We start from the raw sequence: 26,505 nt of genomic DNA on the forward strand, positions 1-26,505 counted from the left end.
CGCTCGGCGCCTGACGCGCCGGGCTCGCCATCCTCGATGCAAAGCTTCGCTCAAGTTTCCCGCGCTACCTCTCAAGCACATATCAGCAGGCAATGCCTTCCGCTGCGAGACAGGACCGCACCCTCCTTGGTGCAGAAGGGACTTGCCTGCTGATGTGACCAGCCTTCGGGAAGCGCCGCTCGCGGTGGCGCCCGGGCGGCGACCGCGATACGCACGAGGCAAGCCATGACCAAACTCTCGATCTGCATTCCCGTGGAAACCGCCGCGCAGGACGTTTTGGCGCTGGTGGCGATGCTTCTGGAAAAGCAAAGCAACGATTTCGAGATCGTCATTGCAAAGCCGGCGGATGTCGCGCTCCCAAAGGGCGTCATCGAGCTTGCGGCCGGCGGCGCCAATATCTCCATTACCGATGCAGCCGCCGGTGCCGCCCGCCAGCATCTCTGGCGCCAGGCGGCTCAGGCTGCCAAGGGCGACTGGGTGACGCTGATCAATCCATCGGACGTCCTTGAAAGCGATCTCGCCACGATGGTCGCCTTTCTCGAAACCACCTCGCCCAATGTCGATGCGCTTGCGTGGAATGCTTTCCAGATCGACCGCCATGCCGAACCCGGCAAGGCAAGCTCGATTGCCATTCCCGCCAATTACCATATCGAGACGTTCGACAAGACCGCCATGCTGAAGGCTTTCTTCTATTGGGAAAACAGCCTGAACGTGCCGAAAATGCCTTTCGGCCTCTATCACGCCGCCATCCGGCGCTCGCTGCTGGACGTGCTGTTGCAATTGCCGGAGCCGCAGGACTGGTCAACGCCATCGCCGCAATATGAATGGGCGGCCAAGGTGCTTCTGTTTGCCAATGAACTCGCCTTCTGCGCCCGGCCGATGTCGGCGATCGACATCGTGCCTTTTGCCGCCCAACCGCCGCTCCACCCCTGGAATTTCCCCTTCCATTCCGGCATCGGCCTTGCCAGTGCGGTGGCAGAGGTCCAGTTCCATGTCCTGCGCGAACTCGATACGCCGTGGTCCGGCGGCAGCGAAGCCTTTGTGCGGGCGCTGATGATCGACTGCATGATGGAGACGGACCGCGAGGCCTTTAAAACCAAGGGCAATGCCTATTTTGCGGCGCTGCAGGCGTTCGAAGGCGGTCATCTCGCACCGGTCTTCCGGCCGGAATATCATGAGATCCGGCAGAGGGATGAACGGCGCGGCCTGCATGACGGCGTCCTGCTGATCGACCGGTTTATCGCCGGCGCCCGCGACGCCCGGGAATTCTACAGGACGGTCCGGCTGATGCTGGCGCCGATCGGGCTGATCTGCGGCGGCGCGCTCTATACCAAGGACAACAGAGCCGCATGACCGGGGCCGCGCCGAGAATTTCCTATACACGGCCTTCGATCACCGAGCTGGAGATCGCCTATGCGGCCGACGCCGCTGCCAATGGCTGGGGCGACCGCTGCTACGACTATATCGTCCGGTTCGAAGATGGTTTCCGCCGGCATCTCGGCGCCGCCCATGCCATCGCCACATCGAGCTGCACCGGCGCCATGCATATGGGCCTGAGCGCACTCGGGATCGGGCGCGGCGACGAGGTGATCCTCGCCGACACGAACTGGATCGCCACAGCCGCCCCCATCGTCCATCTCGGCGCCACGCCGGTCTTTGTCGATATCCTGCCCGGCAGCTGGTGCATCGATCCGGCCGAGGTCGAGCGCCACGTGACGCAGCGCACCAAAGCGATCATCGCCACCCATATCTACGGCAATCTCTGCGACATGGACCGGCTGCTGGATATTGGCCGCCGCCACGGCATCCCGGTGATTGAAGATGCTGCCGAGGCGATCGGGTCGCAATGGCACGGCCGGCGCGCGGGATCGATGGGAACCTTCGGCACTTTCTCCTTTCACGGCACCAAGACGCTGACGACAGGCGAAGGCGGCATGTTCGTGACCAGCGACAGCGCTCTGTTCGAAAAGGTGCTGACGCTCAGCAACCATGGCCGCGCCCGCAACCAGAAAAAACAATTCTGGCCGGATGATCTCGGCTTCAAATACAAGATGTCGAACATCCAGGCCGCGCTTGGCTGCGCCCAGCTGGAGCGGGTCGAAGAGCTGATCGCTCGCAAACGCGCAATTCTCGCGAGCTATGCCGACAAGCTGAACGGCTATCCGGGCATCAGCCTCAACCCCGAAAATACCGGCACCATCAACGGCGCCTGGATGCCAACGGCCGTGTTCGACCGCGATACCGGCATCACCCGCGAGCTGCTGCAGCAGGCATTCGCTGCGGCCAATATCGATGCGCGCGTCTTCTTCCACCCCTTGACGAGCCTGCCGATGTTTGCGGAGCGGCGCGAAAACCGGCATGCCTGGGATATTCCGGAGCGCGCCATCAACCTGCCGAGTTATCACGACATGACCGAGGCGGAGATCGACCGCGTGACCGATGTCATCGACAGCCTGACCGGCACCCGTGCAACCGGCAAACCATACATGGCGAAGTCCGCCTGAAACACCGGCGCAGTCCGCCGCCTCCCACACGGCCTCAGACGGCCGCCTTCACCGACAAAGGCAAGTCCCATGACGACCACCGACGACCGCCAGGAGTTTGAGGCCCATAAGGAAGAAATGTGCCTGGCGCTCGGCAGGGACACACAGGTTTTCAGGCAGTCGATCGACACGATGATTGCGCTCGATACCTATGACTATTCCTATCTCTGGAGCTGGATGGGGGTTCCAATCATCCAGCTTCCCGCCGATATCATGGCGACGCAGGAAATCATCTGGAACACGAAACCCGACATCATCATCGAGACCGGTGTTGCGCGCGGCGGCTCGATGATTTTCATGGCGTCGATCCTGGCCATGACCGGCAACGACAAGGCCAAGGTGATCGGTGTCGATATCGACATCCGCGCGCATAACCGCGAAGCCATCGAGACGCATCCGATGGCCAGCCGCATTGCGCTTATCGAGGGCGGCTCTGTCGATGACAGCACGCTCGATGCCGTGCGCGATCTGATCCCCCAAGGTGCACGGGTGATGGTGGTTCTCGACAGCGATCATTCCTATGGCCACGTGCTTGCCGAATGCCGCGCTTACGGTCCGCTGGTGACGCCGGGCTGCTACCTCGTCGTTGCCGATACGGCCGTTGGACATGTGGGCGAGGATCAGTCTCCGAAAAAACGCTCAAAATCCTGGTTCCGCGGCAATGATCCACTGACCGCGCTCAACGATTATCTGAAGGAAACAGACCGTTTTGAGGTCGATCCGGTCATCAACGGCAAGCTCGTTCTTGCCTCATCGCCGGGCGGTTATTGCGTCCGCCTGCCCGATCCGGCCTGACCACACACGCCACACAGACAATGAGACTTGCGCCATGCATCGGCATTGCACAAGCCGCTTTTCACTTGACGTGGAACGCCAACAGAAGCGTCAGGCCAGCACGATCTTATCGATCCGGCCACCGATCTGCGCGCCGATATAGAGGTTTTCATAGCATTTGGCCGGGAAGCCGGCTTCCCGCATGTGAAAGGCGGTCTGGTCGATGTCGTAGTCGGCCCGGCGCAGCTCGATCCGCCCATTCTCATAGGTGGCAAATGCAGCGCGCGGATCGCCGTCGCGTGGCTGGCCAACGGCGCCGGGATTGCAGAAGGTCTTGCCGTTCACGTCAAGCAGAACCTGCACATGCGTATGCCCGGCAAAGAGCGTTTCGGCCCCGGTGGGAATATCCGTTTCTGCGATCGCATAGAGATACTGATCGACCGGATCCTGCCAGCCACCGTGGACGAAACAGGTCGAGCCGTCTGTTATGGTGGACCGGGACTGGGCGAGCCATGCGACCTGATCCGGCGTGATGATACCGCGCTGATACTCGGTAATATCCGACACCAGCTTCGAGCGGGGGCAGCCCTCGCCGCTGACGATATAATGATCGTGATTGCCGAGGATGTTGACGATACCCCTTTGGCGCAGCAGATCGACGCATTCGCCCGGCTGGGCATAGTAACCAACGACGTCCCCGAGCGAGATGATGGTCTTGCATCCGAGCGCATCGATCTTTTCAAGCACGGCCTTCAGTGCGGGAAGGTTGCCGTGAACATCCGAAATGATCGCAATCATGGTGCCACAAGGTCTTCGTAATAGCGCCAGCCACGGCCGGGGCGGATTTTGGGCGTTTCGGGTCTCTTGCCGTGCAGATAGTATTCAACTGACATCGCCGCCTCGTTATAGCCGAAGGCGGCACGCAGGGACGTGCTGCTGGAAAAGCGCGGGTTGATCTCCAGAAGATAAGGCGTTTCGCCATCCATGCGGAACTGATAATTGGTCGGCCCCACCGGCTTGAAGATTGCCGCCAGCCGGGTCACCATGTCAGTCAGCACTTTGTGATCGACGACCTCGGCATATTGCGTGTTGCCGGCGACAGACAGTTTCCGGCGAAAAATGATCGGCCGCAGCGCGGTGCCATCGCCAAAGCCGAAAGCGCCGACGGTGAATTCCTGCTCATCGCTGCCGATGAATTTCTGAATGAGAAACGCGTCCTTGCTCTTGCGGCTCCAGTAGTTGAAATCGTCCTCGTCATGCAGGACGGCGATGCCGCGCGAACCGTTGCCCTGACGCGGCTTCAGCAAAAGCGGGAGGCCGAGTTCCCGGGCACAATCTGTCCAGCCCGCTCCGAGCCGCGCCGGAATTGCCGGCAATCCGAGCCGTTCCAGTTCCAGGCCGAAATCCCATTTATCCTGCGCCAGCTCGATGACCCCGGCATCATTGAGCACGATGCGCGCATCGAGACCGGCAAAATCGGCCCGGTTGCGGCTGAAGAACAGAACGTCGAGTTCGAGCCCTGGCAGCACGAGATTGACGGCCTCGTCGGTCAGCAGGTTTTTCCAGAAATCGAGATAGGCGCTCGAACTTTCGTCAACAGCGGGCTTGGCAAAGAACGCATCGCACCAAAAGGGGCCAATACCGCAGGGGTCGCGATCCACACCGATGATCCGCACCGACATGCCTGACAGCCGCAGGGACCGGATGATCCCCTGCCCGATCAGCGCGCCGACTGCCGTCACCACAACGGTGATCGTTTCGCCTGACTTTTTCACGGCACTGTTTGGCATATCAGTGCCTAGCCTATCATCGTCATTGCAGCTGGCCTTCCATCAGAAGCGCCACGCACAGATCCGGAAAATCGATGCCAACGCGCAGCATGGCATCGAGATTTTCCTTGAAATCGGGAAGGGTCTTCAAAACGCCGAGCGGCAGGGGTTTGAGGTAGATACCCTCTTCCAGGCTCACCGCATAACCATGGCTCTGCATTTCATGCTTGAGCGTGTCCCGGCAATATTGGCGTTTGTGGCCGAAGGCGTGGTCATTGGCATTGAGGCTGTAGATATCGTCGATCTTGCCTAGCTCGACACCGAGCCGCCGGTTCATCGATTTGGCATTGGGAACGGCCACGAAGATGCGCCCGCCCGGCTTCAGAAACGTCTTGAAGCGCTCCAAGAGCATGCCCGGATCATCCACATGCTCGAGAATGAAGCCCATGACGATGACGTCGAACCGCTCGTCAGTTTCAAATTCCTCGAAATAGGAGAAGACGACTTCACCTTTGAAGTCCGGGCTTTTCGTCTTGAACTGATCGATGACGAATTGCGAGCCTTCGATGATGACGTGCCGCTCGCAGGCAGCGTTGAACAGGCCGGGCGTAAAGCCATGGCCGATCCCCAATTCGAGGATGGAGCCAACCGAACCGAAGCGGCGGATGATGCGCTCCGGGTACCAGTTGAGGATGAGATCATTTTCGATCGCCGTTGCGGCATCCGGACGGTACTCGGTTGCGACGGCATCGAGATTTTCTGTCTTCATTGCGTGAATTCCTTCCAACCGACAGTTCCTGAATGAATCATGGCTGCGCCCTGCGCACCACAATTGGCTATGAGGTCCAAAGCGGTCACATACGGCGTGAAATCGCCGTGCAGTTGCGGATACGCCGTGCGCTGATAGTGCATATATTCCACCGCAATACCCCGCTCCTCGAAAAGCGCGTGGTTCAGATAGGCGCGAGCGCCGTGCCCGGTGACGTAGACATCTCCTTGAAGATGACCGACGATGTCGCAGACCCGCTCGCTGCTGGCACCAGGGACAGGCAGCATGTCCGAGGATAAAAACTGCGTCTTGTCCAAACCGAAATAGCGGGAAAGCTCCAGCATCGACCGGCGCGATACATCCGCAACCGTTGCGGCTTCCCCGGCAAAGACGCGATCGACGACATCAAGCATCTCGTCGCGAAACGGGGCCTTGCGATAGGCCTGGCGCAACATTTCGCGATGCTTGCCACGCCAATCCGTCCTGCTGTCCAAAAGCACCTCGTCTATGCGCTGGCCCAGATGGTAGTCGCGCAAAGGCAGCGTCATCCAGCCTGTACCGTTGACGCCCTTGATCTGAACCCGATTGCTGAAACTGCCCTTTGAATATTGCACATCGTCGTAGTGAACGAAAACATCCGCCAGGCGAATCTGCTCAAGCAGACCCACCCAGGGAAAGTACATCGATTGTGAGATGACGATGGTCCGGCTCATGATCCGTTCAAACATTGTGCGCATGGCGCCGACATATGCGGCCATCATTGGGAGCCGCAGACAGGGCCATCACAGATCCTATCGCCGAAGGCTTTCGTGAGGCTGCCTCACGCCGCCTTGAAGGTCTCGTGCGATTTAAAGGTGAGTTCGTGCATTGGCGCGACCACCTGCTCGACCAGCTGATAGAGCTCCATCGGCGTCTCGACCCCACCGATCTCCTCATCCATCAACAGCATATCGTCGGAAATGCCCGTGAAGAAACCGGTGTCGGGGCGATGGATATAGTCCACCGGCTTGAAATCCTTGAGATATTTGCCGCCTTTCCAGCGCGCGAAGACGGCTCTGTATCCATCCGCGATGGTTTCGTAAGCCGCACGATCATCCATCATGCTGCAGCTGAGGCCGCAGGCTTTTGCAAAATTGGCTTCCCAACCGGCGATCGGCTTGTAGCCGTAGGTCGTCAAAAACCAGTTCTGCACCTGGGCGATGCAGGCGGCCAGCCCCAGAATCGATGGAAAGGGAAACGCCTTCATGTGCGGGTCTTCGTCGATATTCCGGCCCGATTCGCTCATGAACAGTGCGTTGCGCTCCTTCGCGTTGGCGAGTTGCGTCAACTTGGCGGAATTGCTCTCGGCGCAGGATCCCAGCACCGAAAACGGCCGTTCCGAATAGAAAAGGTGCTCTGCCGTGACGAGAACCTTGCAGACATTTTCGAAATCGACCGTCGGATATTCGGAATATTTGCCGCCGAAACGGCCCTTGATCTTGTTCATCACCTGCATGGAGACGGCGCCGTGATAGAAGCCGAACGCCATGTTGGGTGTCGCCTTGTCGCCTTTCCAGGAAAAGAACTCCCGGTAGAGCGCCGCGCGCGGGATCTTGTGGACGCCGGTTTTCAAGGGAACGGAGACATTGCAGCGTTTTTCGCGGTTGCCCGGCCAATTATAGGTCAACCGGCTCCAGACCATCACATCGACCTTGGCATATTCGGCCTGCGTGCGTGCAATCAGGTCGGCGACATCGGGGTCGGCATAGTCGTCGTCGCCGATCATGCAGACGAATTCGCCGGTGGCGGCCTCGACGCAACGGTCCCAGTTTTCGACCATGGACAGGACGCGGTCCACCGAAGGCAGATATTTGACCCGGGGATCGCCCAGAATATCCTGCATGAAACCGTTCATGATCCCGGCATCATCGGAATTATCGGCAAAAACATATTCGACATCCGTGCGCAGGTTGATCAACTGGCTTCTGATCGTTTCCTGGAAATACCGCTGGCGGTTTCGCGAGGGCACACAAATCGTCAGTTTCGGCTGGGCGAACATGAAGTTTCTCCGTTTGCCGCAGACTAGCGGCGTAGGCTTTTGCGAGGCTTGCCCGCGGCCCTTTGACATCGGCTCCGGTTTTCGGCTTTTCACGGCGCCGGTGGCTTGGTAAGCAGCGTGCTGATGCGGTCTTGCGATGCGCGCAAGCCGCCAGGAAGACATCCGGAGACCAGCATGCACAAACGTCCGGCAGACTGCACATCGATGAGCGAGATCCGCGTCGAGATCGACCGGATCGACCAGGCATTGATGGCGCTCTTTCAGGAACGCTGGGGCTATATCGGCCGCGCGGCCGAGATCAAGAAACCGGCAGGGCTGAAGGCCGACATCCCCTCGCGCGTCGATGAAGTCCGGCTGAATGCCCGCCGGAGCGCGGAGGCGGCGGGGCTGGATCCGGATTTCTACGAGGAGATCTGGGCGCGGCTGATCCGGCATTCGATCGCGCACGAGCAGGATATTCTCGGCGAAAGCGGAAAATAGCCGCGCTCAACCGGTCTCGACGTTGGCCGCGTCGGCCTTCTTGACCGGCATTTCGGCAACGACATCGGGCAAAACGGCATGGGTGCTGTCTGCTACGGGTGCACCGTCAGGTCCGGCACTGCGGTCACGAACTTGCCACCCCAATCGCTGATATACGAAAGTTGCTGCCTGATTTCGGCCTGAAGGTTCCATGGCAGTATCACCACTCTTTCCGGTTTTTCAGCTTTGAGAAATTCTTCCGTAACGATCGGAATGCGGCTTCCGGGCAGCAGGAAGCCCTGCTTGGCCGGGTTCTTGTCGACGACGAAAGCAAGCAGATCGGGTTTGACGCCGGAGAAATTGATCAGCGTATTGCCCTTGGCGGCTGCGCCATAGGCTGCGACTTTCAGGCCCTTTTGCCGGCTCTCGATCAGGAATGTCAGGAAGCCGTCGCGCACGGTTTGCGCCGCCGCCTGGAAGCCGGTGTAGAAGGCATCGTCCAGCATGCCCGCCGCCTGCTCCTCAGCCAGCGTGGCCGCGACCGATGCCGTCACGATGTGGCTGCCGGTATCGCTGCGCTGCGCAAACACCCGCAGGCTGCCGCCATGCCATGGCGTCGTCTCGACATCGAAGACGGACAAGCCGTTCGCCTCGAAAACGCGGTTGACCGCTGTCAGCGACAGGTAGGAATAGTGTTCGTGATAGGCGGTATCGAACTGAGCCTCGCGTACCATGTTGAGCAGGTGCGGAAACTCGAACGTGGCGACCCCGTTTTCCTTCAACAGCCGCGCAAAGCCAGCGACGAAATCGTTGATATCGGGCACATGCGCCAGCACGTTGTTGGCGGCCGTCAGATCAGCGGAACGGCCTTCCGCAGCCAGCCTTTCGCCAAGTTCGGCACCGAAAAATTCCTCGACAATCTCGATACCCTTTGCGCGCGCCGCCGCCGCCGTGCTTGCCGTCGGCTCGATGCCCAGGCAGCCGATGCCGCGCGCCTGCGCATATTGCAGCAGATAGCCGTCATTGGCGGCGACCTCGACGATATGGGAGGTCCCGTTCAGGCCGAAACGAGCCTGCATATCGGCGACATAACGTTTGGCATGATCAAGCCAGGAGGTGGAAAACGAGCTGAAATAGGCATAGCTTGAGGAAAAGAACGTTTCGCGATCGGCAAAATCCTCGGTCTGCACTAGGCGGCATTCCCGGCAGCAGCGGATCACCAGCGGATACCAGAGTTCCGGCAGATGGCGCGCATCGGCATTGACATAGGAATTGGACGGCGGCGCGGTGCCGAGATCCAGGAAGGGCACCATATGCGCTGATCCGCAGTGGCGGCATTTCATGCGGCGATCCCCCGATAATCCGGTGATAGCAGCGGGTGCGCCTGATCGCGCGGCGACAGGTTAACAACCGGCAGCGGCCAGCCGATGCCAAGTGCGGGGTCCTGCGGATTGAGACCGCTCTCGGACGCCGCCGCATAGGGCTTGGAATGGGCATAGATCATGCGCACATCATCAGTCAGCGCCTGGAACCCATGCGCGAAACCTTCGGGGATCAGCAGCGAGCAGGCATTGTCTTCCGACAGTTCGACGGCGAAATGCTGAAGGAATGTCGGCGATTGTGTCCGGATATCGACGGCGATATCGAGCACACGGCCTCGCGTACAGGTGACGAGCTTGATCTCGGCATAAGGTGGGTGCTGGAAGTGCATGCCGCGAACCGTGCCCTTGTGGCGCGTACCGGTTTCGTTGAGCTGGGCGATGTGCCCCTGCCAGCCGAAGGGAACAAGATCCTCTTCGCAAAACAGCCGCGACAGGAAACCCCGGTCGTCCGACAGGGTTTTGCGGCTGATGACGGCAAGCCCCTCAAGTGGCGTGACATGCGCCGTGAACCGCGCGCTCATCCGGCCGCCCGCAAAGGTTCGTTCCGGACGGTAAGCCCGGCAAAATCGCGGATGTCGGCAAGGCACAAATCCAGTGCCGCCTGCCCCTCGCCTTGCGATCTGTACCATTCCATGGTCCGCTTGACGGTTTCAGCGAGCCGCCAGCGCGGCTGGTAGCCGAGATCGGCGCGCGCCTTGGCGCTGTCGAGCACCAGATAACCGGCTTCATGGGGCCCGTCCGTCCCGTCGCCCAGCACCATCGCGCCGCCACCGAAATGCCGTTCCGCCATTTTCAGGACCGCGCCGACGGAGGCCGCTTCGCCGTGATCCGGGCCGAAATTGTAGCTCTCAACGCCATCTGGCGCCTGCCACAGGCGCTCGGCCAATCCCATATAGCCGCCGAGCGGCTCAAGCACGTGCTGCCAGGGGCGCACGGCGCGCGGGCGGCGGACCTGCAAGATGGCGCCGTCCTGCCAGGCCCGCACCGCATCGGGGATGAGCCGGTCCTGCGCCCAGTCGCCGCCGCCGATGACATTGCCGGCGCGTGCCGTGGCAAGGCCGATCCTGCGGGGTGCAAAGAACGAGGCGCGGTAGCTTGCCGCGACGATTTCCGCTGCCGCCTTGCTGGCGCTATAGGGATCATGGCCGCCGAGCGGATCGCTCTCCATGAAGGCAAGGCCGTTCTCGGCATTGTGGTAGACCTTATCGGTGGTCACCACGACGATCGAGCGCACATCCTCCGAGACCCGCAGGGCGTCGAGCAGATTGGCCGTGCCGATGACGTTGATATCGTAGGTCTCGGCCGGATTGCGATAACCGGCGCGCACAAGCGCCTGGGCTGCCAGATGGAAGACGATCTGCGGCTTGGTTTTCAGCACATGATGCGTCACGGCATCGCGGTCGCGGATATCGATAATGCCGGGGCCGTCCATGCCGCCGCCGAGCAGACGATGCAGCGACGGCTCGGTCTGCGGCGCAAGCGACAGGCCCGATACGTCGGCGCCCAGTTCGCGCAGCCAGAGTGCAAGCCAACTGCCCTTGAAGCCGGTATGGCCGGTCACCAGAACTCTTTTGCCGCGCCAGAATTCGTTCATCATCGTCATCACCAGGTTTTCCAGGGTGGGGCGCCGCTCTGCCACAGGTTTTCAAGATGGTTCTTGTCGCGCAGGGTATCCATCGGCTGCCAGAAGCCTTCATGGAAATAAGCCTGCAACTCGCCGTCTCTGGCCAGTCCCATCAGGGGATCCCCTTCCCAGCTTGAATGATCCGCCTCGATCCGGTCGATGACGCGGGGTGACAACACGAAGAAGCCGCCATTGATGAAGCCGCCTTCGCCTTCGGGCTTTTCGATAAAGCCCTGGACTTCGGTGCCTTCGAGCTGCAGGGCGCCGTAGCGCGCCGGGGGGCGAACGGCGGTCACCGTGGCCTGTTTTCCATGGCTCTTGTGGAAGGCGATGGTCTTGCCGATATCGACATTGCCGACACCGTCGCCATAGGTGAAGCAGAAAGCGTCGTCATCCCTCAGGTAGGACGCGACCCGCTTCAACCGGCCGCCCGTCATCGAGTTTTCGCCGGTATCGACCAGCGTCACCCGCCAGTTTTCCGCACTCTGGCGATGAAATTCGATCGAGTTCTGCGACAGGTCGAAGGTGATGTCCGACATGTGCAGGCCGTAATTGGCGAAATATTCCTTGATCACATAGCCTTTGAAACCGCAGCAGATGATAAAGTCACGCACGCCATGGGCGTAGTAGAGCTTCATGATATGCCACAGGATCGGCCGGCCGCCGATCTCGATCATCGGCTTTGGCTTCAGATGCGTTTCTTCGGCAATGCGCGACCCCAGGCCGCCGGCGAGAATGACAGCTTTCATCCGCCCCTCCGCTTAAACGCCAAGACGATCGCAGGCGGAACCGGCGATGGCTGGGCGGGAGGGAGAAAAATTGCTGTTTGCGAGCGGCCGGACAGACTGGAGACGAAGCGCCACCTTTGACTGCAGAGCCCCAGGCCTTGCCGTCATAGGGTTTTTCAAGCGCAAAAGCTCCATCATGCTCCGGGTCCAGTCAGCCTATTCTGACCGGTACCCTAGAGCGTGAAGCTGTCGTCAAACTGGAGCGGCTAAACGTGTTGCTAATAGGCTGATATCAATAGGAATTCTTGCGCATCAGATGCAATTCCCAGTCCAGCGCACTGCGGATGATGCCGTTCAGGTCGTCATATTGCGGCACCCAGCCAAGCTCCTGCTTGGCCAAGGCCGGATTGGCGACGATCATGGCGGGATCACCGGCGCGGCGCGGCGAGAAGGTGACGGGGAAATCCTGCCCATGCACCTTGCGCACCGCATCGAGCACTTCGAGCACCGAGAAGCCATGACCGTAACCGCAATTGGCCGCCAGCGAACCACCACCGGCGCGCATGCGCTGCAGCGCCTTCAGATGCGCCTGAACCAGATCCCAGACATGGATATAATCGCGCACACAGGTTCCGTCCGGTGTCGGGTAATCGGTGCCAAAGACGCTCATCGAGTCCCGTTTGCCGAGTGCGGTTGCGCAGGCAACCTTGATCAGATGCGTGGCAAGCGCCGACGACTGGCCGCTGCGGCCCTTCGGATCGGCACCGGCGACGTTGAAATAGCGCAGGGCCGTATAGGTGAAGGCATGAGCGGCGGCCGTATCGCGCAGCATGATCTCGGTCATCAGCTTCGACGACCCATAGGGCGATTCCGGCTTGAGGTTGACGCTTTCGGTCACCGGTTCCAGCACATCCGGCGTGCCATAGACGGCTGCGGTCGAGGAAAATACGAAATAGGGAATACCGGCTTCGACGGCGCTGGCGATCAGGCTGCGCGATTTGACCGTGTTGTTCTCGTAATAGCCGAGCGGATCGGCCACCGATTCCGGCACGACGATCGAGCCGGCGAAATGAATGATCGAATCGATTTCATTGTCGGCAAAGATCTGCTGCATCAGCGCCGTGTCGGCAATATCGCCTTCATAGAAACGGGCCTCAGGCGCGATTGCCCAGCGAAAGCCGGTCGAGAGGCGATCGATGACGACAACCTGTTCGCCGGCATCGAGCAATGCCCAGACCATGTGGCTGCCGATATAACCGCCGCCGCCCGTTACCAATACTGCCATTGCCTGCTCCTGCGCTGTTCAAGTGAGCGGGATAAAACCCGTTCGCGGCGCGATTCACAAGGGTTATGTGCAGGAACTGATTGCGGGGCCAAGGATCAGAGCGCGGCGATATAGCCTGCCAGCCGTTCTGCGGCGATGGCGATCTGCTTGGGATCGCGCAGGAAACAGGCGCGCATGAACAGCGATCCGCCCTCGCCGAAGGCCGTCCCCGGCGCCAGGCCAACGCCGGTCTTATCGACAATATCGAGCGCTGCGCGGCGCGCATCGGTGACGCCATCGATCTTCAGGAAGGCATAGATCGCGCCATCGGGCTTTAGCGTCTGCACCCGGTTGGTGGCGATCAGCGCATCGCACAGGATTTCACGCGAGCGCGCTGCCTTGGCGACGTTTTCGGCAACGAACGCATCGCCCTGGTCCAGCGCCGCCACGGCACCCGCCTGGATGAACTGCGCCACGCCCGAGGTCGAATATTGAATGAGATTTTCCAGCACCTGGCCGATCGCCGGCGGTGCCACGATCCAGCCCGCCCGCCAGCCGGTCATCGACCAGTTCTTCGAAAACGAATTGACGAACAGGATGCGCTCGTCGTCTTCCATCACGTCGAGGAAGGATGGCGCGCGATCACCAGTGTAGGAATAGAGCGCGTAGATCTCGTCGGCCATGATCCACAGGCCATGTCTACGGGCGAGCGCCAGAATGGCCCGCAAATCTTCCTGTGTGGCCGTCCAGCCGGTCGGGTTGGAGGGCGTGTTGACGAACAGCGCCTTGGTTTTTCCGGTGATCGCCGCTTCCAGCCTGCCGATGTCGAGCTGCCATTTGCCGTCTTCGAAGCTCAGCGGCACCGCAACTGCGCGCACGCCGGACAGTTCGGCGCTGGCGGCAAAATTCGGCCAGGCCGGTGTCAGGAAGACCATCTCGTCGCCCGGCGAAGTCACCGCTTCAATGGCGAGCTTGATCGACTGCATGCCCGAACCGGTGACGTAGAAATTGTCGGACGACAGGGTTTTGGAAAAATGGCGCTGGTAATAGCGCGACAGCGCCTCGCGCAGGGCCGGGATGCCGCGCTGCCAGGTATAGAAGGTCTCGCCGGCCTTCAACGAATCCTGGGCTGCCTGCGAGATGAAATCCGGTGTCGGCAGGTCCCCCTCGCCGACCCAGAGCGGAATGAGCCCATCGCGCCCACGTGCATAATTGACCAGTTCGACGATGCCGCTTTCCGGAGCGGACAGGGATCGAGGGCTGAGGCTGGCAAGTATGGTCATCGGCGGGCTCCTGTTGGCCCGCCGCTTCTAGCTGTTTTTCACATCACGATCACGCGATATTCGGTGACGGATTTATCGATTCTGGTGATGTATCGAACCCGCCTGAAGACCGCGCAACGCGTCCTATACGCGCTGCGTTTTCAGCAGGTCGCGGATTTCGGTGAGGAGCTGGACGTCCACCGGCGGCGGTGCTGCCGGCTCTTCGTTCTTCTGCTTTTCGAGAGAAGCACGCATCCTGTTGACGGCCTTGACCAGCAGGAAAATGATCCAGGCGAGAATGAGGAAGTTCAGCACCACGGTCAGGAAGTTGCCATAGGCAAAGACAGCGCCCTGCTCGCGCGCGGCGGCAAGCGATGTCGCGGTCACGGTGCTGGAGAGCGGGATGAAGAAATTGGAAAAATCGATGCTGCCGATGATCGCGCCGACGATCGGCATGATGATGTCATTGACCAGCGAATTGACGATCAGCGTGAAAGCTCCGCCGATGATGATACCGACGGCAAGGTCCATGACATTGCCGCGGGCAATAAATGCCTTGAATTCATTTATCATTACTCTCTCCTTGTCTTTGGCCTTAAACCAGCTGTGTCAGCCTGTTCTGACGCAACCGGGTACAAACCGGATGCTAGCCGAAATCGAAATCATGTAAATCATGCGATCAAAAATAGCGTGGCGTGGCCTATCACGATTCGATGCGGAAAGAGCCGCCGTTTCTTTGACTTAAGGCTTAGGCGGACCCGATTTTCTTCCCCCTCGTCTTGTCCTATGCTTCACACGGGAGAAGGAGGAGACATGCTCTCGGGCTCGATCATTTTCGCTGCCGCCTTCGGCTACCTGCTGCTGCTGTTTGCAGTGGCAAGTTATGGCGATCGCAAGGCCTGGAAGGCCGCACCTGCCGGCAAGGGCAGGCCGCTGGTCTATGCCTTGAGCCTGGCGATCTATTGCACGTCCTGGACCTATTTCGGAGGCGTCGGGCTTGCCGCCGAGCGCGGCCTCGAATTTACCGGCATCTATATCGGCCCGATCCTGATGTTCACCATCGGCCTGCCGGTGATCCGCCGCATCATCGCGCTTGCCAAGGCCGAGAAGCTCACATCCGTTGCCGATTTCATCGCCGCGCGCTACGGCAAGAACCCGATGGTTGCGGCCATCGTCGCGCTGATCTCGCTGGTCGGCGCCATCCCCTATATCGCATTGCAGCTGAAGGCGGTCTCCAGCTCGGTCTCGGCACTGGTCGATACCAGCGGCTACGGCATCGGTTCGGGGCAGGACTTCATCGACCTGCCGCTCCTGGTGACGCTTTTCCTCGCCTGCTTCGCCATCGTTTTCGGCACGCGCCATACCGACGCGACCGAACATCAGGACGGACTGATCCTGGCGATTGCGATGGAATCGGTGGTGAAGCTGCTCGCTTTGGTCACGGCCGGGATCTACGTGGTCTTCTTCCTGTTCGACGGTCCAAGTGACTTGTGGGCCAAGGCTCTGGCCAACCAGCAGGTGATGACGGCACTGCACTACCAGACGCCGCTGCCGCGCTGGATCCTGCTCGTCGTCCTGTCCGCCTTTGCCATCATCATGCTGCCGCGCCAGTTCCATGTAACGGTGGTGGAAAACCGGACGGAAAAGGACCTGCGCACCGCAGGCATCCTGTTTCCGATCTACCTTGTTGCCATCAACCTGTTCGTGCTGCCCGTCGCGATTGCCGGCGTGCTGACCTTTGCCGGTACCGGCGATGCCGATCTCTACCTGCTGACGCTGCCGCTGGCGGCAGATATTCCGGTGCTCACCATGATCACCTTCATCGGCGGGTTTTCCGCAGCCACGGCCATGGTCATCGTCGCATCGGTCGCGCTGTCGATCATGATTTCCAACGACATCATCATGCCAGTATTCCTGCGGCGCAACCTGATGGGCCGCGGCGGCTCGCAGGATGTGGCGGGTACCCTGCTCAATGTCCGGCGCACGGCGATTTTCGTGGTGCTGCTACTGGGTTACGCCTATTACCGCTCCGCCGACATGAGTGCGGGTCTTGCCTCGCTTGGCCTGCTTGCTTTCGCCGCCATCTCGCAGATGGCGCCGGCATTGTTCGGCGGTCTTGTCTGGCGCCAGGCCAATGCCCGCGGCGCCATCGCCGGGATGACGCTCGGATTTTTTGTCTGGGCCTATCTCCTGTTTCTGCCCAGCCTCGGCGGACCGGACAATTCGCATGTCGCGGCAACCGTTCTCGGCTTTCTCTTCCCCTTCACCACCCTGTTTTCCGGCGCCGACGCCGATCCGCTGGTCAATGCCTCGGCGCTCAGCCTGCTGGTCAACGTGATCGCCTATGTCGTTGGCTCGCTGACGCGCGCCCCAAAGCCGCTGGAGCGGCTGCAGGCAGGCGTGTTCATCCGCCGCAAATCGCGCAGCGAAAAAGCCTTTCGCGGGCGCAAGACCAAGATCACCGTGCTGGATCTGAAGACCACCATCGCCCGCTATCTCGGCCAGGAACGGATGCAGCGCTCCTTCCAGACCTATGAGCGCCAGACGGGCCGCTGGCTGGAGGATCATCTGCCGGCCGATATGGGGCTGATCCATTTTTCCGAACAGCTGCTCGGCAGCGCCATCGGCTCCTCGTCCGCCCGGCTCGTTCTGTCGCTCGTGCTGCAGCGGCTGGACGACACCTCGTCGGACACGGCCTGGCTGCTCGATCAGGCATCTGAAGCGCTGCAATACAATCAGGACATGCTGCAGACCGCACTCTCGCAGATGGACCAGGGCATCGCCGTCTTCGACAGTTCCAACAACCTGATCATCTGGAACCGCCGGTTCCGCCAGCTGCTCGACCTGCCGGAAAGCGCCGGACAGGTCGGCTTTCCGCTCGCAGACATCGTTTCGATGCTGACCCAGCGCGGCGATATCCGCAAGGATGACGGCAAGCGGCTGATTGCCAATTTCCTGACGCTCGACAAACCCTTCCTGCTCGAGCTGTCAGGCGGCGCCCGCATCATCGAGGTGCGCACCAATGCCATGCCCGACAAGGGCATCGTCACCACCTATACCGACATTACCCAGCGCGTGGCCGCCGACATGGCGCTGAAGCAGGCAAACGAGACGCTGGAACTGCGCGTTGCCGAGCGCACGGGAGAACTCACCCGCGTCAACAAGGAAGTCGCCGAGGCGCGCGCCGCTGCCGAAGAGGCCAATATCGGCAAGACGCGCTTCTTTGCCGCTGCCGGTCACGATATCCTGCAGCCGCTGAATGCGGCCCGCCTCTACTCGTCGTCGCTGGTGGAACGTCTCGGCGAATCGGAAAACAGCGCGCTGGTGCAGAATATCGATTCCTCGCTGGAATCGGTGGAGACCATCCTCGGGGCCGTTCTCGATATTTCGCGGCTCGATACCGGCGCCATGAAGCCGCGCCTGCAATCGGTGCCGCTCAACGACCTCTTGCGGCGGATCGAGACCGATTTTGCGCCGGTTGCCCGCGCCGCCAAGCTCAAGCTCACCGTCATGCCGACATCGCTCACCGTGCGCACCGACCCCAACCTGTTACGCCGCCTGGTGCAGAACCTCGTTTCCAACGCGATCAAATATACGCTGGCGGGCAAGATTCTCGTCGGCGTGCGGCGCGAAAACGGCAATGCGGTCATCCAGGTGCTCGATTCCGGCATCGGCATCCCCGCGTCCAAGTTCCGCACCGTCTTCAAGGAGTTCGCCCGCCTCGACGAGGGCGCCAAGACCGCCTCCGGACTTGGCCTTGGCCTGTCAATCGTCGATCGCATTTCGCGCGTGCTCAATCACAGCGTCGATCTGCAATCCAAGCCCGGCAAGGGCACCCGCTTCCGCGTCACCCTGCCGATCGACCGGACGGCGGCGGGCAGCGCCCGGATCACGCCATCCGATCCGATCCGCACCGTCGAGCCGCTGCATGGCCTGCGCGTCCTTTGCATCGACAACGAGCCGCTGATCCTGGAAGGCATGAAACTGCTTTTGGAGGGCTGGGGCTGCCGCGTGACGACCACACCGTCGCTCGATGTCTGGCAGCGCAGTTTAACCGCTCAAGACCTGCGCCCCGACGCGATCATTGCCGACTATCACCTCGACGACGGCACCGGCATCGACATGATCCGCGCCATCCGGCTTCATTCCGGCACCGATATTCCGGCACTCCTGGTCACCGCCGACCGCTCCCCCGAAGTGCGCGCAAGCGCCGAGCGCGACGGCATCACCTTGCAAAACAAACCCGTCCGCCCGGCCTCGATGCGCGCCTGGCTGACGCAGCTGTCGGTATCGATGAAGGCGGCGGCGGAATAAACAGGATTGAATTATAGTGAAATTGCTATATTCGTATTGATATGACGTCGGACGATGCGATCGATATTAAAGAGGTGCTGTTCCTGTCGCCGCGTGTCGAAGAGGACTACCTTGCGCAACCCGCTGAAGTGATTGAAGCATTCGATGCGCGGATAACCGCAGTCCAGAACCTTCGGCGCCTGCCTGCAAGACATCACCAGGCGCTATCGGGGAATGCGAAGGGGATCGATGAGCTCCGCGTCTTTCACGACAGCAACACATACCGGACATACTATCTTGCGGCCTACGACGAGGTGGTGATCCTGATCGACGCGGGCATGAAGAAGTCGAAACAGGGCGGCGAGATTCCGGCAGAACAGGTTGTCCGGCTGTTGGAGAGAAAACGTCAGGCAGACCAATTTTATACCCGAAATCGGGTGTTGCTGCGCGAACGTTACGACGCACGGCAAAGGCGAAGGCAATCGGAATAGGTTCAAAGACATGACGGATGCAGCAGCTGGACCAACCAAATTGGGAAGCGGGAACTATCTCAAGGACCGCGGCTATAGTGACCCCGCAGAAATGCGGGTCAAATTCCTGCTTTCAAACGAGATCGCTCTCGCCGTCGAAGACAAGAGCTTGAGCCAGAAGGCGGCTGCGGAACTGACCAATTTGAAGCAGCCCGATATATCGAGAATCGTCAACGGCAATGTGGGTGACTATTCCGTCTGGAGGCTGATGCGCGCCCTGTCGTTGCTCGGCAGGGACATCGTTATCGACATCCATCGATCGAACCAGGAGCGTGGTGATATCAACACGCATATCGCGCCGGCAAAGCTGGCGACCGGACGTTAAGCCGCCACAGCCGAAATCTTGCCCAGCTGAATGACCGCCTGCGTGCGGCTATCGACATTGAGCTTGAGCAGGATGGCCGAGACATGCGCCTTGATGGTTGCTTCGGAGACGCCGAGTTCGTAGGCGATCTGCTTGTTGAGCAGGCCTTCGGCGAGCATCCCAAGCACGCGCGATTGCTGCGGGGTGAGCGTCTGCAAACGGTGCAGAAGGGCGGCCACTTCCGGCTCGTGCTCCATGCCGCGCTGGAAGCCCGGCGGCGTGAAGATATCGCCGGCCATGACCGTGTCGATCCCTTGTCGGATTTCGTCGATACCTGCGGATTTGGACAGGAAACCGGAGGCGCCGAGTTCGAGTGCGCGCTGGATGGTGGCCGGATCGTCATGGGCAGAGACGATCATGACGGGCAGGCTCTGGAACTCGGCACGAAGCGCAATCAGCCCGGAAAGCCCGCTGACACCCGGCATGGTGAGATCCAGTAGCATCAGGTCGGCCGATGGATTTCCGATCGCCGCTTGCCGCGCGGAGGTGAAATCGCCGGCCTCGATGATCGCCGGATTGCCCGGCATGCCGCCCAGCGCCTGGCGCATGGCGCCGCGAAACAGCGGGTGGTCATCCGCAATGATGATGGTCAATCCTGATGTCATGACGCTCCCTCCCCAGAGCCTGGCCCGAAGGCCTGCCACGGCGGAAAAATCCTCCAATTCTTCCGCAGTGCCGTCCAGATCCGGTCAGGTCTTTTGGGGCATGTCCTCCGTCTTGTCCGACGGCGGCTTGTCCCCGCTTTCCAGATCTTTCACAATTCCCATGAAACTGCGCATCATTCTTTCCATGACGCCCATCGTCTGGTCAATCTCTTCCTTGGTCGGAAGCCTGGGTTTGATGCCCAGCGTGCCGTCGGAGGCGGCTTTTTCCAGGGTTTCGACGCGCTTGGTCAGCAAATCGAGCTCCAGCTCGAAGGCCGTGCGCTCGTCGGCCGCCATGCGGCAGACGATATCGCCGTCCTTTTCCTGGCAGAGCGAGACCTCGCCGGTCTGCGTATCCAGCCGCGCGATACCGCTATCGGTCTTCTGCATGGCATAGCGCCCGGGCGCCGGTTCCTGCGCCGCCACGGCAGACGCCGCAACCATGCCGCCAAGGGCTACCACCGGCATCAGCATCCTGTTCATCGCATTCTCCTTGATCGACATGATACGGCGCCCGTCAAAAATCAGGGCTGCGTCACGCTTGCCGGTGGACATTTTCAGAAGATTGCGGCAATCCCGCAATGAGATCGTCCACAGTTTCAGGAAACGCCGGCATGAGCAGCATTATCTATAAAATCGTTCCGGCAACTCTATGGCAGGATGCGCGCGCAAGCGGAGAATTCAAAGGTGCTGCGATCGATCTGACCGACGGTTTTGTTCATTTCTCAACCGGGGACCAAGCACAGGAGACCGCTGCACGGCATTTTGCAGGGCAGGACGGCCTGCTGCTGGTTGCGGTCGATGGCGAAAAGCTGGGAGAGGCGCTGGTTTACGAGACCTCGCGCGGCGGTGCTTTGTTTCCGCATCTCTATGCCTCCCTGCCGCTTGACGCGGTCATCTGGGAAAAGCCGCTGCCGCTCGATGCCAATGGCGCCCATGTCTTCCCGGAGCTTGACCAATGATCGATATGTTCCAGTCGCTGGCCCGCCGCGGTCTTTTCCTGCTCGATCCGGAAGCGGCGCACGGCCTGTCGATCAAGGGGCTGAAGACCGGCCTCGTGCCTGCCTGCGCTGCCCCCGCCGATCCACGTCTGGCGCAGACCGTCGCCGGTCTCTCCTTTGCCAATCCGGTCGGCCTCGCCGCAGGTTACGACAAGAATGCAGAGGTCCCGGAAGCGCTGTTGCGCCTCGGTTTCGGCTTTACCGAGATCGGCACCGTGACCCCAAAGCCGCAGGCCGGCAACGACAAGCCGCGCATCTTCCGGCTGGTGGAGGACGAGGCCGTGATCAATCGCCTCGGCTTCAACAATGAAGGCCATCAGGCAGCGCTCCAGCGCCTGAAATCCTGCGCCCGTTCCGCAATGATCGGCGTCAATATCGGTGCCAACAAGGACAGCGCCGACCGCGTTGCCGACTATGTCACCGGCATCCGCACCTTCTATGGTGTCGCCCGCTATTTCACCGCCAATATCTCGTCACCGAACACACCGGGCCTGCGTGACCTGCAGGCACGCGAAAGCCTGTCCGCCCTGCTGTCTGCCGTTCTTGCGGCGCGCGATGAGGAAGCCAGGAAAGCGGGCACCCGCGTACCGGTGTTCCTGAAGATTGCGCCGGATCTGACCGAAGAAGGAATGGACGATATTGCCGCGGTCGCGCTCGACCATGCGCTTGACGGCCTGATCGTCTCCAACACGACGCTGTCGCGCGAGGGGCTGCGCGACCAGCAGCAGGCCAAGGAGAGTGGCGGTCTTTCCGGCAAACCGCTGTTTGAAAAATCCACGATCGTGCTGGCCAAGATGCGCAGGCGCGTCGGCGCCGATCTGCCGATCATCGGGGTCGGCGGTGTCTCGTCGGCCGAAACGGCTGCGGAAAAGATCCGCGCCGGCGCCAATCTCGTCCAGCTCTATTCCTGCATGGTCTATGAGGGGCCGGCGCTGGCTGGCAAGATCGTGCGCGGCCTGTCTGCCCTCTGCGACCGCGAAAAGCTGGCCTCGATCAGCGATATCCGCGGCAGCCGCACGGAGTATTGGGCTGACAGAAGCGCTTGAGCGGTCAGCTGGCTGAGAGCACCATGGCCCAATAGGGCCGGTTTCCGGACGCCGGATTGCGCATCACGCCAACGCCGAGGCCGCTATAGTTCGGGCCCAGCATATTCTCCAGGTGCTTGGGCGAGTTGAACCAGGCGGCATAGGCCCGTTCGGCGCTGTCCTGGCCCATGGCGATGTTTTCCGCTGCCGGAAGCCCCACGCCGCCGCTCTTCATCCGCGACAGGAAACTGTCGCCCAGGCCGATCAGATGCGACATCTTTCCGGCCTTGGCCATGCGGGACGCCTGCGACAGTGCCGCTTGCGCAGCCGCCGGATCGCGCACCAGCGGCTGCAGACCCTTCTGCTTTCTCAACGCATTGATATAGCCGAGCGTCGCCTCCGTCTGATCGCTGCCATCGCCGCTCGGGGTGAGCTTGGGCGTGCCGCAACTGGCGAGAAGGCCGAGCGAGAAAACCGCGCCTGCGCGCAGGAAGGTGCGGCGGGAAGCAAGGACTGTCTGATCGTGCATGTTACCGCCGGTAGCTGAGAATGCGCAGGATGATGAAGACCGGGATCACCACGGCGGCACCCAGAAGCAGATAGTCGCCGACGCGGCCAAGGGCTGCAAAGCCCGAATGCCAGAGATCGAGAACGAAATCGCGTACCGTGTAGAGGATGCCATAGGGCGTCCATCCAAAAACCGCCATGACGAAGCCGACGATGATCGAGACCACCAAAAGCTTGACGAGGACCCGAAGGGGCGAATCGCCCAGAAACCTGTTCACTCCATCGGCCATGGCCCATGATTCTCCTGTTTTTCTTCACATAGGTCGCCATGGCCCTTGCTGCAAGCTGTCGATACCGCCGTTAAATCGCCGCTTGCCATTTCTGAACTTGCGCGCCACAAGCGCTTAAAGCCCAAGCCCGTCACACGCGGCGCGCAATCGAGACCCGGAATCATGATGCTCAACCAGCTTTCCTCCGGCGATCTCATTGCCGACCGCCGCGCCGAATATGCGCATATGCTCGCCGATAGCGGCGATCATATGGACGCGGCCGACCTAATGACCCAGGCGCTGGAGCTTGCGCCCGGCTGGGCGGCCGGCTGGTTCCGTCTCGCCGACTATGAGGAAAAATCCGGCCGCAAAGAGGCAGCCATCAGCGCCCTCAAAAAAGTTCTGACGCTCAATCCGGAGGATATGTTCGGGGCCGGTTTGAAACTCGCTCTTCTTGGCGATTCCGAAGCTCCCGGTCAGCCGTCAAGCCTCTACGTGGCGCAGCTGTTCGACGACTATGCCGGCCGCTTCGACAAGGCGCTTGTCGAAAAGCTCGACTATCGCGTTCCGGAAAAGCTGGAGGCTCTGATCGCCGAACATGCGGGCGGCATGCGGTTTACCGATGTGGCCGATCTCGGCTGCGGCACCGGCCTGTTCGGCGAGCGCATCCGCGCCAGGGCGGACCGTCTGGAAGGCTTCGACCTGTCTGCCAACATGCTGGCAAAGGCACAGGAAAAGGGCCTTTATGATCACTTAGCCCAAGCCGATCTTTCGCTGCCGCCGGAAACGTCCGGGCTGTTTTCCGGCATGCCGGAGCACCGCGCCGATCTGGTCAGCGCCGCCGATGTGCTGATGTATCTGGGCCGCCTCGACAGCGTCTTCGTCATCGCTCTACAGCTGATGGGACGCGCAGGCCTGTTTGCTTTTTCCGTCGAGGATGCCGGTGTGGAAGGCGATTTTATCTTGCGTCCATCGCTCCGCTACGCCCATTCCGAAACCTATATCCAGGGCCTCTGCAAACGCTTTGGACTCGAGATCGTCGCTGTCAGCAAAACACCCATTCGCAATGATGGCGGAAAACCTGTGCTTGGCATTCTGTTCCTTACGCGAAAACCGGCCTGAACGCAGTTTTCTTGCGAAGTTAAAATAGGTCAGCATTGCTTACATATTTTGCTTGATTGCGACAGGCAGAATCCGATAATTGCTGCACTGCACCCAGCCGTGATTATCAGAACGGCTGCGAGCGAACCTGCATTTTCAGTCCATCCCAACATCGCCGTCCGGGCTATCCGGGCGCGGCCTGGCCATCTTCGGAGAGTGTGACATGAGCATTATCAATGCCCTTGGCTTCTGGAATACCAGTGCTACGCGCCATACGCCGGTCGAGGATGTGCAGGGTATTTTTTCGGGCAGCCTGGTCGCTGCCCTTGGCCTTTACGTGCTCGCCAGCGCCGGTCTCCTGACGGGCAGCACCGCCGGGGTCGCCTTCCTGCTGCATTATGCGCTTGGCATCAATTTCGGCCTCGCCTTCTTCGTGCTCAACCTGCCGTTTTTCTACCTGTCGTGGAAGCGCCTCGGCATGGCCTTCACCGTGAAGACCTTCATTGCCATCGCCATTACCTCGGTCCTGACCAATCTGCAGGGTGATGTGTTCCAGATCGCCAATATCCACCCGGCCTGGGCGGCGCTGCTGGGCGGCGTTCTCCTGGGGTTTGGTGTTCTGGCGCTCTACCGCCACCGCGCCAGCCTTGGCGGCGTCGGCATCCTCGGCATTTATATGCAGGAGCGGTTCGGCATCCGCGCCGGTCTGGTGCAGCTTGCCATCGATCTCTGCGTGCTGGCCGCCGCCTTCTTCGTCACCACGCCGCCGGTCGTGTTCTATTCGGTACTGGGCGCAGTCGTGCTCAATCTGTTCCTGACCATCAACCACCGCTCCGACCGCTATATCGCTTTGTAAAACGCGCGTCCTCCAGGCGGAGGAGACGCCGCGTGCAAAGCGAGGTGACGAGGGGGCCGATGCGCATTTGTCGAACAATGCGCCGCGCCAATGCCAGGGCAGCACCGGCCGCCCCCTCGTCCAACCCTTTTATTCCTATTGATGTGAGAGCGGGACAAGCCCTTCCCGCTCCCCGGCGCTGCACCTGTTGCGGATGCGCAGCCCCGTAGCCGTTTTGCCGGTCAGGCGGCCTTTGCCACCTTGTCGACCGGATGCTGCGAGCGGAAGCTGACGGCCAGCCGGTTCCAGACGTTGATGGCGCCAATAGCAACCGTGATGTCGGTGATCTCCGCTTCGGAAAAATGCTCCTTCAGCGCGTTGAAGACGTCGTCCGGCGCGCCGGTCTGGGCAATGTTGGTGACGGCATCGACCCAGCCGAGCAGAGCCCGCTCGCGGACGTCATAAACCGGCGATTCACGCCAGACGCACAACAGGTTGATCCACTGCTCGCTCAGGCCGTCATGACGGGATTCCTTGACGTGCATATCGACACAGTAGGCGCAGCCATTGATCTGCGACGCGCGTAGCTTGATCAGGTGGATGAAACGGCGCTCAAGACCGCTCTCCTGGACATACTGCTCCAGAGCAGCGACGGCCTTGTAGGCGGCAGGCGAAACTTTGGCGAAGTTGAAACGCGTTTGCATGGGTCTTCTCCTGTGTTGATGGCTCAGCGAGCCGTTTTGCGCTCATGAAGTTCAAGGAAGGCGCAGCCTCTTGCTGCGATCGATCCGTCGTCGATCTCGGCCAATTGCACGCCGAGATCGGCAATTGTGGTCTTGGCCAGTTCCGCCCGGTAGACGCGCTCGGCCCTCAGCATGGTGGCCGAGATATTGCAGGGCTTGGAAAACAGGTGATTGCCGACGGGGTTCGGCCCGCGCTGGCGGATTTCATTGCAGCGAAAGGCCGGGGCCGGGCCTTCGACGGCAAGCACGATATCGAGCAGCGTGATCTTCTGCGCCGGACGCGCCAGCCGGTATCCGCCCTTGGGGCCCGGCACCGTATCGAGAATGCCGGCCCCCGACAGAGATTGCAGATGCTTGAGCAGATAGCTCGTGGAGACGCCATGAAACTCGGCGATTGCGGCGGCCGACAGGACCCCGCCTTCGGACAGGCCGGACAGCATCGCCACGCTGTGGATTGCTTGCTCGACCCCGTCACCCAGCTTCATTCTCTTGCCTCCGTTTTCTATCGTGGATAATTTATATCCATGATTATTCCGGCCGTCAAGCGGGGAAATCCGTCACAGCGCTTGCGTTCGCAAAAC

At 60.7% G+C, this 26,505-nt stretch carries 30 protein-coding genes; 11 read left to right on the plus strand and 19 right to left on the minus strand.

Annotation, left to right across the window (positions count from 1 at the left end; genetic code table 11):
- Nucleotides 1–225 precede the first annotated feature (225 nt).
- The 3 genes from PYR65_RS19755 to PYR65_RS19765 all read left to right on the plus strand — a co-directional run bounded on the left by PYR65_RS19755 (nucleotide 226) and on the right by PYR65_RS19765 (nucleotide 3,338).
- Nucleotides 226–1,353 carry a hypothetical protein gene (locus PYR65_RS19755; protein WP_276119198.1) on the plus strand — a complete coding sequence of 376 codons (1,128 nt, stop codon included), beginning with the start codon at nucleotides 226–228 and terminating at the stop codon, nucleotides 1,351–1,353.
- Nucleotides 1,350–2,504: a DegT/DnrJ/EryC1/StrS family aminotransferase gene (locus PYR65_RS19760; protein WP_276119199.1), complete on the plus strand. Its 1,155-nt coding sequence runs from the start codon at nucleotides 1,350–1,352 to the stop codon at nucleotides 2,502–2,504. Before PYR65_RS19755 ends, PYR65_RS19760 begins: the two co-directional genes overlap by 4 nt.
- 69 nt (nucleotides 2,505–2,573) lie before the next feature.
- Complete coding sequence (locus PYR65_RS19765; protein WP_276119200.1) at nucleotides 2,574–3,338, plus strand: cephalosporin hydroxylase family protein; 765 nt, start codon at nucleotides 2,574–2,576, stop codon at nucleotides 3,336–3,338.
- Between the two features lie 90 nt (nucleotides 3,339–3,428).
- Here the strand turns inward: PYR65_RS19765 and PYR65_RS19770 are convergent, their stop codons facing one another.
- The 5 genes from PYR65_RS19770 to PYR65_RS19790 form a co-directional block, all read right to left on the minus strand.
- Entirely contained in the window at nucleotides 3,429–4,115 is a 687-nt protein-coding gene (locus tag PYR65_RS19770; RefSeq protein WP_276119201.1) for a metallophosphoesterase family protein, read from the minus strand.
- Nucleotides 4,112–5,107, minus strand: coding sequence for an ATP-grasp domain-containing protein (locus PYR65_RS19775; protein WP_276119202.1), 996 nt, complete (start codon nucleotides 5,105–5,107; stop codon nucleotides 4,112–4,114). Before PYR65_RS19775 ends, PYR65_RS19770 begins: the two co-directional genes overlap by 4 nt.
- A 22-nt stretch (nucleotides 5,108–5,129) precedes the next feature.
- Nucleotides 5,130–5,855, minus strand: coding sequence for a class I SAM-dependent methyltransferase (locus PYR65_RS19780; protein ID WP_060636128.1), 726 nt, complete (start codon nucleotides 5,853–5,855; stop codon nucleotides 5,130–5,132).
- Entirely contained in the window at nucleotides 5,852–6,568 is a 717-nt protein-coding gene (locus PYR65_RS19785; protein WP_276119203.1) for a WbqC family protein, read from the minus strand. Before PYR65_RS19785 ends, PYR65_RS19780 begins: the two co-directional genes overlap by 4 nt.
- 107 nt (nucleotides 6,569–6,675) lie before the next feature.
- A complete protein-coding gene (locus tag PYR65_RS19790) occupies nucleotides 6,676–7,893 on the minus strand; it encodes a glycosyltransferase family 2 protein (RefSeq protein WP_060636129.1) in 1,218 nt (405 codons plus the stop codon).
- A gap of 174 nt (nucleotides 7,894–8,067) precedes the next feature.
- Between PYR65_RS19790 and PYR65_RS19795 the strand changes: the two genes are divergently transcribed.
- The gene (locus tag PYR65_RS19795; RefSeq protein WP_060636130.1) at nucleotides 8,068–8,373 is read left to right on the plus strand and encodes a chorismate mutase family protein; all 306 of its coding nucleotides are present in this window, start codon (nucleotides 8,068–8,070) and stop codon (nucleotides 8,371–8,373) included.
- Between the two features lie 92 nt (nucleotides 8,374–8,465).
- On the opposite strand, the gene PYR65_RS19800 is transcribed toward PYR65_RS19795, so the two are convergent.
- The 7 genes from PYR65_RS19800 to mscL form a co-directional block, all read right to left on the minus strand.
- A complete protein-coding gene (locus PYR65_RS19800) occupies nucleotides 8,466–9,695 on the minus strand; it encodes a class I SAM-dependent methyltransferase (RefSeq protein WP_276119204.1) in 1,230 nt (409 codons plus the stop codon).
- The gene (locus tag PYR65_RS19805) at nucleotides 9,692–10,255 is read right to left on the minus strand and encodes a dTDP-4-dehydrorhamnose 3,5-epimerase family protein (protein WP_276119205.1); all 564 of its coding nucleotides are present in this window, start codon (nucleotides 10,253–10,255) and stop codon (nucleotides 9,692–9,694) included. The genes PYR65_RS19800 and PYR65_RS19805 overlap by 4 nt, the downstream gene beginning before the upstream one ends.
- Nucleotides 10,252–11,337, minus strand: coding sequence for a CDP-glucose 4,6-dehydratase (rfbG, locus tag PYR65_RS19810; RefSeq protein WP_276119206.1), 1,086 nt, complete (start codon nucleotides 11,335–11,337; stop codon nucleotides 10,252–10,254). Before rfbG ends, PYR65_RS19805 begins: the two co-directional genes overlap by 4 nt.
- Nucleotides 11,337–12,107 carry a glucose-1-phosphate cytidylyltransferase gene (rfbF, locus tag PYR65_RS19815; RefSeq protein WP_276119207.1) on the minus strand — a complete coding sequence of 257 codons (771 nt, stop codon included), beginning with the start codon at nucleotides 12,105–12,107 and terminating at the stop codon, nucleotides 11,337–11,339. Before rfbF ends, rfbG begins: the two co-directional genes overlap by 1 nt.
- A gap of 271 nt (nucleotides 12,108–12,378) precedes the next feature.
- Nucleotides 12,379–13,371, minus strand: a complete 993-nt coding sequence (galE, locus tag PYR65_RS19820) for a UDP-glucose 4-epimerase GalE (protein ID WP_276119208.1) — start codon at nucleotides 13,369–13,371, stop codon at nucleotides 12,379–12,381.
- Nucleotides 13,372–13,466: 95 nt separating this feature from the next.
- Complete coding sequence (locus tag PYR65_RS19825; RefSeq protein ID WP_276119209.1) at nucleotides 13,467–14,633, minus strand: pyridoxal phosphate-dependent aminotransferase; 1,167 nt, start codon at nucleotides 14,631–14,633, stop codon at nucleotides 13,467–13,469.
- 123 nt (nucleotides 14,634–14,756) lie between these two features.
- On the minus strand, nucleotides 14,757–15,185 hold the full coding sequence (mscL, locus tag PYR65_RS19830; RefSeq protein ID WP_060636137.1) for a large conductance mechanosensitive channel protein MscL: 429 nt from the start codon (nucleotides 15,183–15,185) through the stop codon (nucleotides 14,757–14,759).
- A 240-nt stretch (nucleotides 15,186–15,425) separates the two neighbouring features.
- Between mscL and PYR65_RS19835 the strand changes: the two genes are divergently transcribed.
- From PYR65_RS19835 to PYR65_RS19845, 3 genes are read left to right on the plus strand one after another with little or no spacing between them, the layout of a single operon-like run.
- Entirely contained in the window at nucleotides 15,426–18,926 is a 3,501-nt protein-coding gene (locus tag PYR65_RS19835; RefSeq protein ID WP_276119210.1) for a PAS domain-containing hybrid sensor histidine kinase/response regulator, read from the plus strand.
- Nucleotides 18,927–18,967: 41 nt separating this feature from the next.
- Nucleotides 18,968–19,396: a type II toxin-antitoxin system RelE/ParE family toxin gene (locus PYR65_RS19840; RefSeq protein ID WP_276119211.1), complete on the plus strand. Its 429-nt coding sequence runs from the start codon at nucleotides 18,968–18,970 to the stop codon at nucleotides 19,394–19,396.
- A 10-nt stretch (nucleotides 19,397–19,406) separates the two neighbouring features.
- Complete coding sequence (locus PYR65_RS19845; RefSeq protein WP_276119212.1) at nucleotides 19,407–19,760, plus strand: helix-turn-helix domain-containing protein; 354 nt, start codon at nucleotides 19,407–19,409, stop codon at nucleotides 19,758–19,760.
- Here PYR65_RS19845 and PYR65_RS19850 read toward each other — a convergent pair.
- Both PYR65_RS19850 and PYR65_RS19855 read right to left on the minus strand, forming a co-directional pair.
- A complete protein-coding gene (locus PYR65_RS19850) occupies nucleotides 19,757–20,404 on the minus strand; it encodes a response regulator transcription factor (RefSeq protein ID WP_276119213.1) in 648 nt (215 codons plus the stop codon). The two genes, PYR65_RS19845 and PYR65_RS19850, sit on opposite strands and share 4 nt — an antisense overlap.
- Before the next feature lie 84 nt (nucleotides 20,405–20,488).
- Nucleotides 20,489–20,926, minus strand: a complete 438-nt coding sequence (locus PYR65_RS19855) for a hypothetical protein (RefSeq protein WP_276119214.1) — start codon at nucleotides 20,924–20,926, stop codon at nucleotides 20,489–20,491.
- Nucleotides 20,927–21,057: 131 nt separating this feature from the next.
- On the opposite strand from PYR65_RS19855, the gene PYR65_RS19860 reads away from it, so the two are divergent.
- Together PYR65_RS19860 and PYR65_RS19865 are read left to right on the plus strand one after the other, a co-directional pair.
- Nucleotides 21,058–21,405 (plus strand): DUF952 domain-containing protein, encoded by a 348-nt coding sequence (locus PYR65_RS19860; protein ID WP_276119215.1) that lies wholly within the window; start codon nucleotides 21,058–21,060, stop codon nucleotides 21,403–21,405.
- Nucleotides 21,402–22,490 carry a quinone-dependent dihydroorotate dehydrogenase gene (locus tag PYR65_RS19865; RefSeq protein WP_276119216.1) on the plus strand — a complete coding sequence of 363 codons (1,089 nt, stop codon included), beginning with the start codon at nucleotides 21,402–21,404 and terminating at the stop codon, nucleotides 22,488–22,490. Before PYR65_RS19860 ends, PYR65_RS19865 begins: the two co-directional genes overlap by 4 nt.
- Before the next feature lie 4 nt (nucleotides 22,491–22,494).
- Here the strand turns inward: PYR65_RS19865 and PYR65_RS19870 are convergent, their stop codons facing one another.
- The 3 genes from PYR65_RS19870 to PYR65_RS19880 are packed head-to-tail and all read right to left on the minus strand — an operon-like array spanning nucleotide 22,495 to nucleotide 23,439.
- Nucleotides 22,495–22,998: a CAP domain-containing protein gene (locus PYR65_RS19870; protein ID WP_276119217.1), complete on the minus strand. Its 504-nt coding sequence runs from the start codon at nucleotides 22,996–22,998 to the stop codon at nucleotides 22,495–22,497.
- Between the two features lies 1 nt (nucleotide 22,999).
- Nucleotides 23,000–23,266, minus strand: coding sequence for a DUF6460 domain-containing protein (locus tag PYR65_RS19875; RefSeq protein ID WP_060636144.1), 267 nt, complete (start codon nucleotides 23,264–23,266; stop codon nucleotides 23,000–23,002).
- Nucleotides 23,251–23,439 (minus strand): hypothetical protein, encoded by a 189-nt coding sequence (locus PYR65_RS19880; protein ID WP_276119218.1) that lies wholly within the window; start codon nucleotides 23,437–23,439, stop codon nucleotides 23,251–23,253. The genes PYR65_RS19875 and PYR65_RS19880 overlap by 16 nt, the downstream gene beginning before the upstream one ends.
- On the opposite strand from PYR65_RS19880, the gene PYR65_RS19885 reads away from it, so the two are divergent.
- Nucleotides 23,429–24,367: a methyltransferase domain-containing protein gene (locus tag PYR65_RS19885; protein ID WP_276119219.1), complete on the plus strand. Its 939-nt coding sequence runs from the start codon at nucleotides 23,429–23,431 to the stop codon at nucleotides 24,365–24,367. The two genes, PYR65_RS19880 and PYR65_RS19885, sit on opposite strands and share 11 nt — an antisense overlap.
- 202 nt (nucleotides 24,368–24,569) lie before the next feature.
- Nucleotides 24,570–25,202: a YitT family protein gene (locus tag PYR65_RS19890; protein WP_060636146.1), complete on the plus strand. Its 633-nt coding sequence runs from the start codon at nucleotides 24,570–24,572 to the stop codon at nucleotides 25,200–25,202.
- 221 nt (nucleotides 25,203–25,423) lie between these two features.
- Here PYR65_RS19890 and PYR65_RS19895 read toward each other — a convergent pair whose 3' ends face one another.
- Nucleotides 25,424–25,885, minus strand: coding sequence for a carboxymuconolactone decarboxylase family protein (locus PYR65_RS19895; RefSeq protein ID WP_060636147.1), 462 nt, complete (start codon nucleotides 25,883–25,885; stop codon nucleotides 25,424–25,426).
- Nucleotides 25,886–25,908: 23 nt separating this feature from the next.
- The gene (locus PYR65_RS19900) at nucleotides 25,909–26,409 is read right to left on the minus strand and encodes an RrF2 family transcriptional regulator (protein ID WP_060636148.1); all 501 of its coding nucleotides are present in this window, start codon (nucleotides 26,407–26,409) and stop codon (nucleotides 25,909–25,911) included.
- Between the last annotated feature and the right edge of the window lie 96 nt (nucleotides 26,410–26,505).

Origin of the sequence: Pararhizobium qamdonense (genome assembly GCF_029277445.1) — a bacterium.
Lineage (GTDB): Bacteria > Pseudomonadota > Alphaproteobacteria > Rhizobiales > Rhizobiaceae > Pararhizobium > Pararhizobium qamdonense.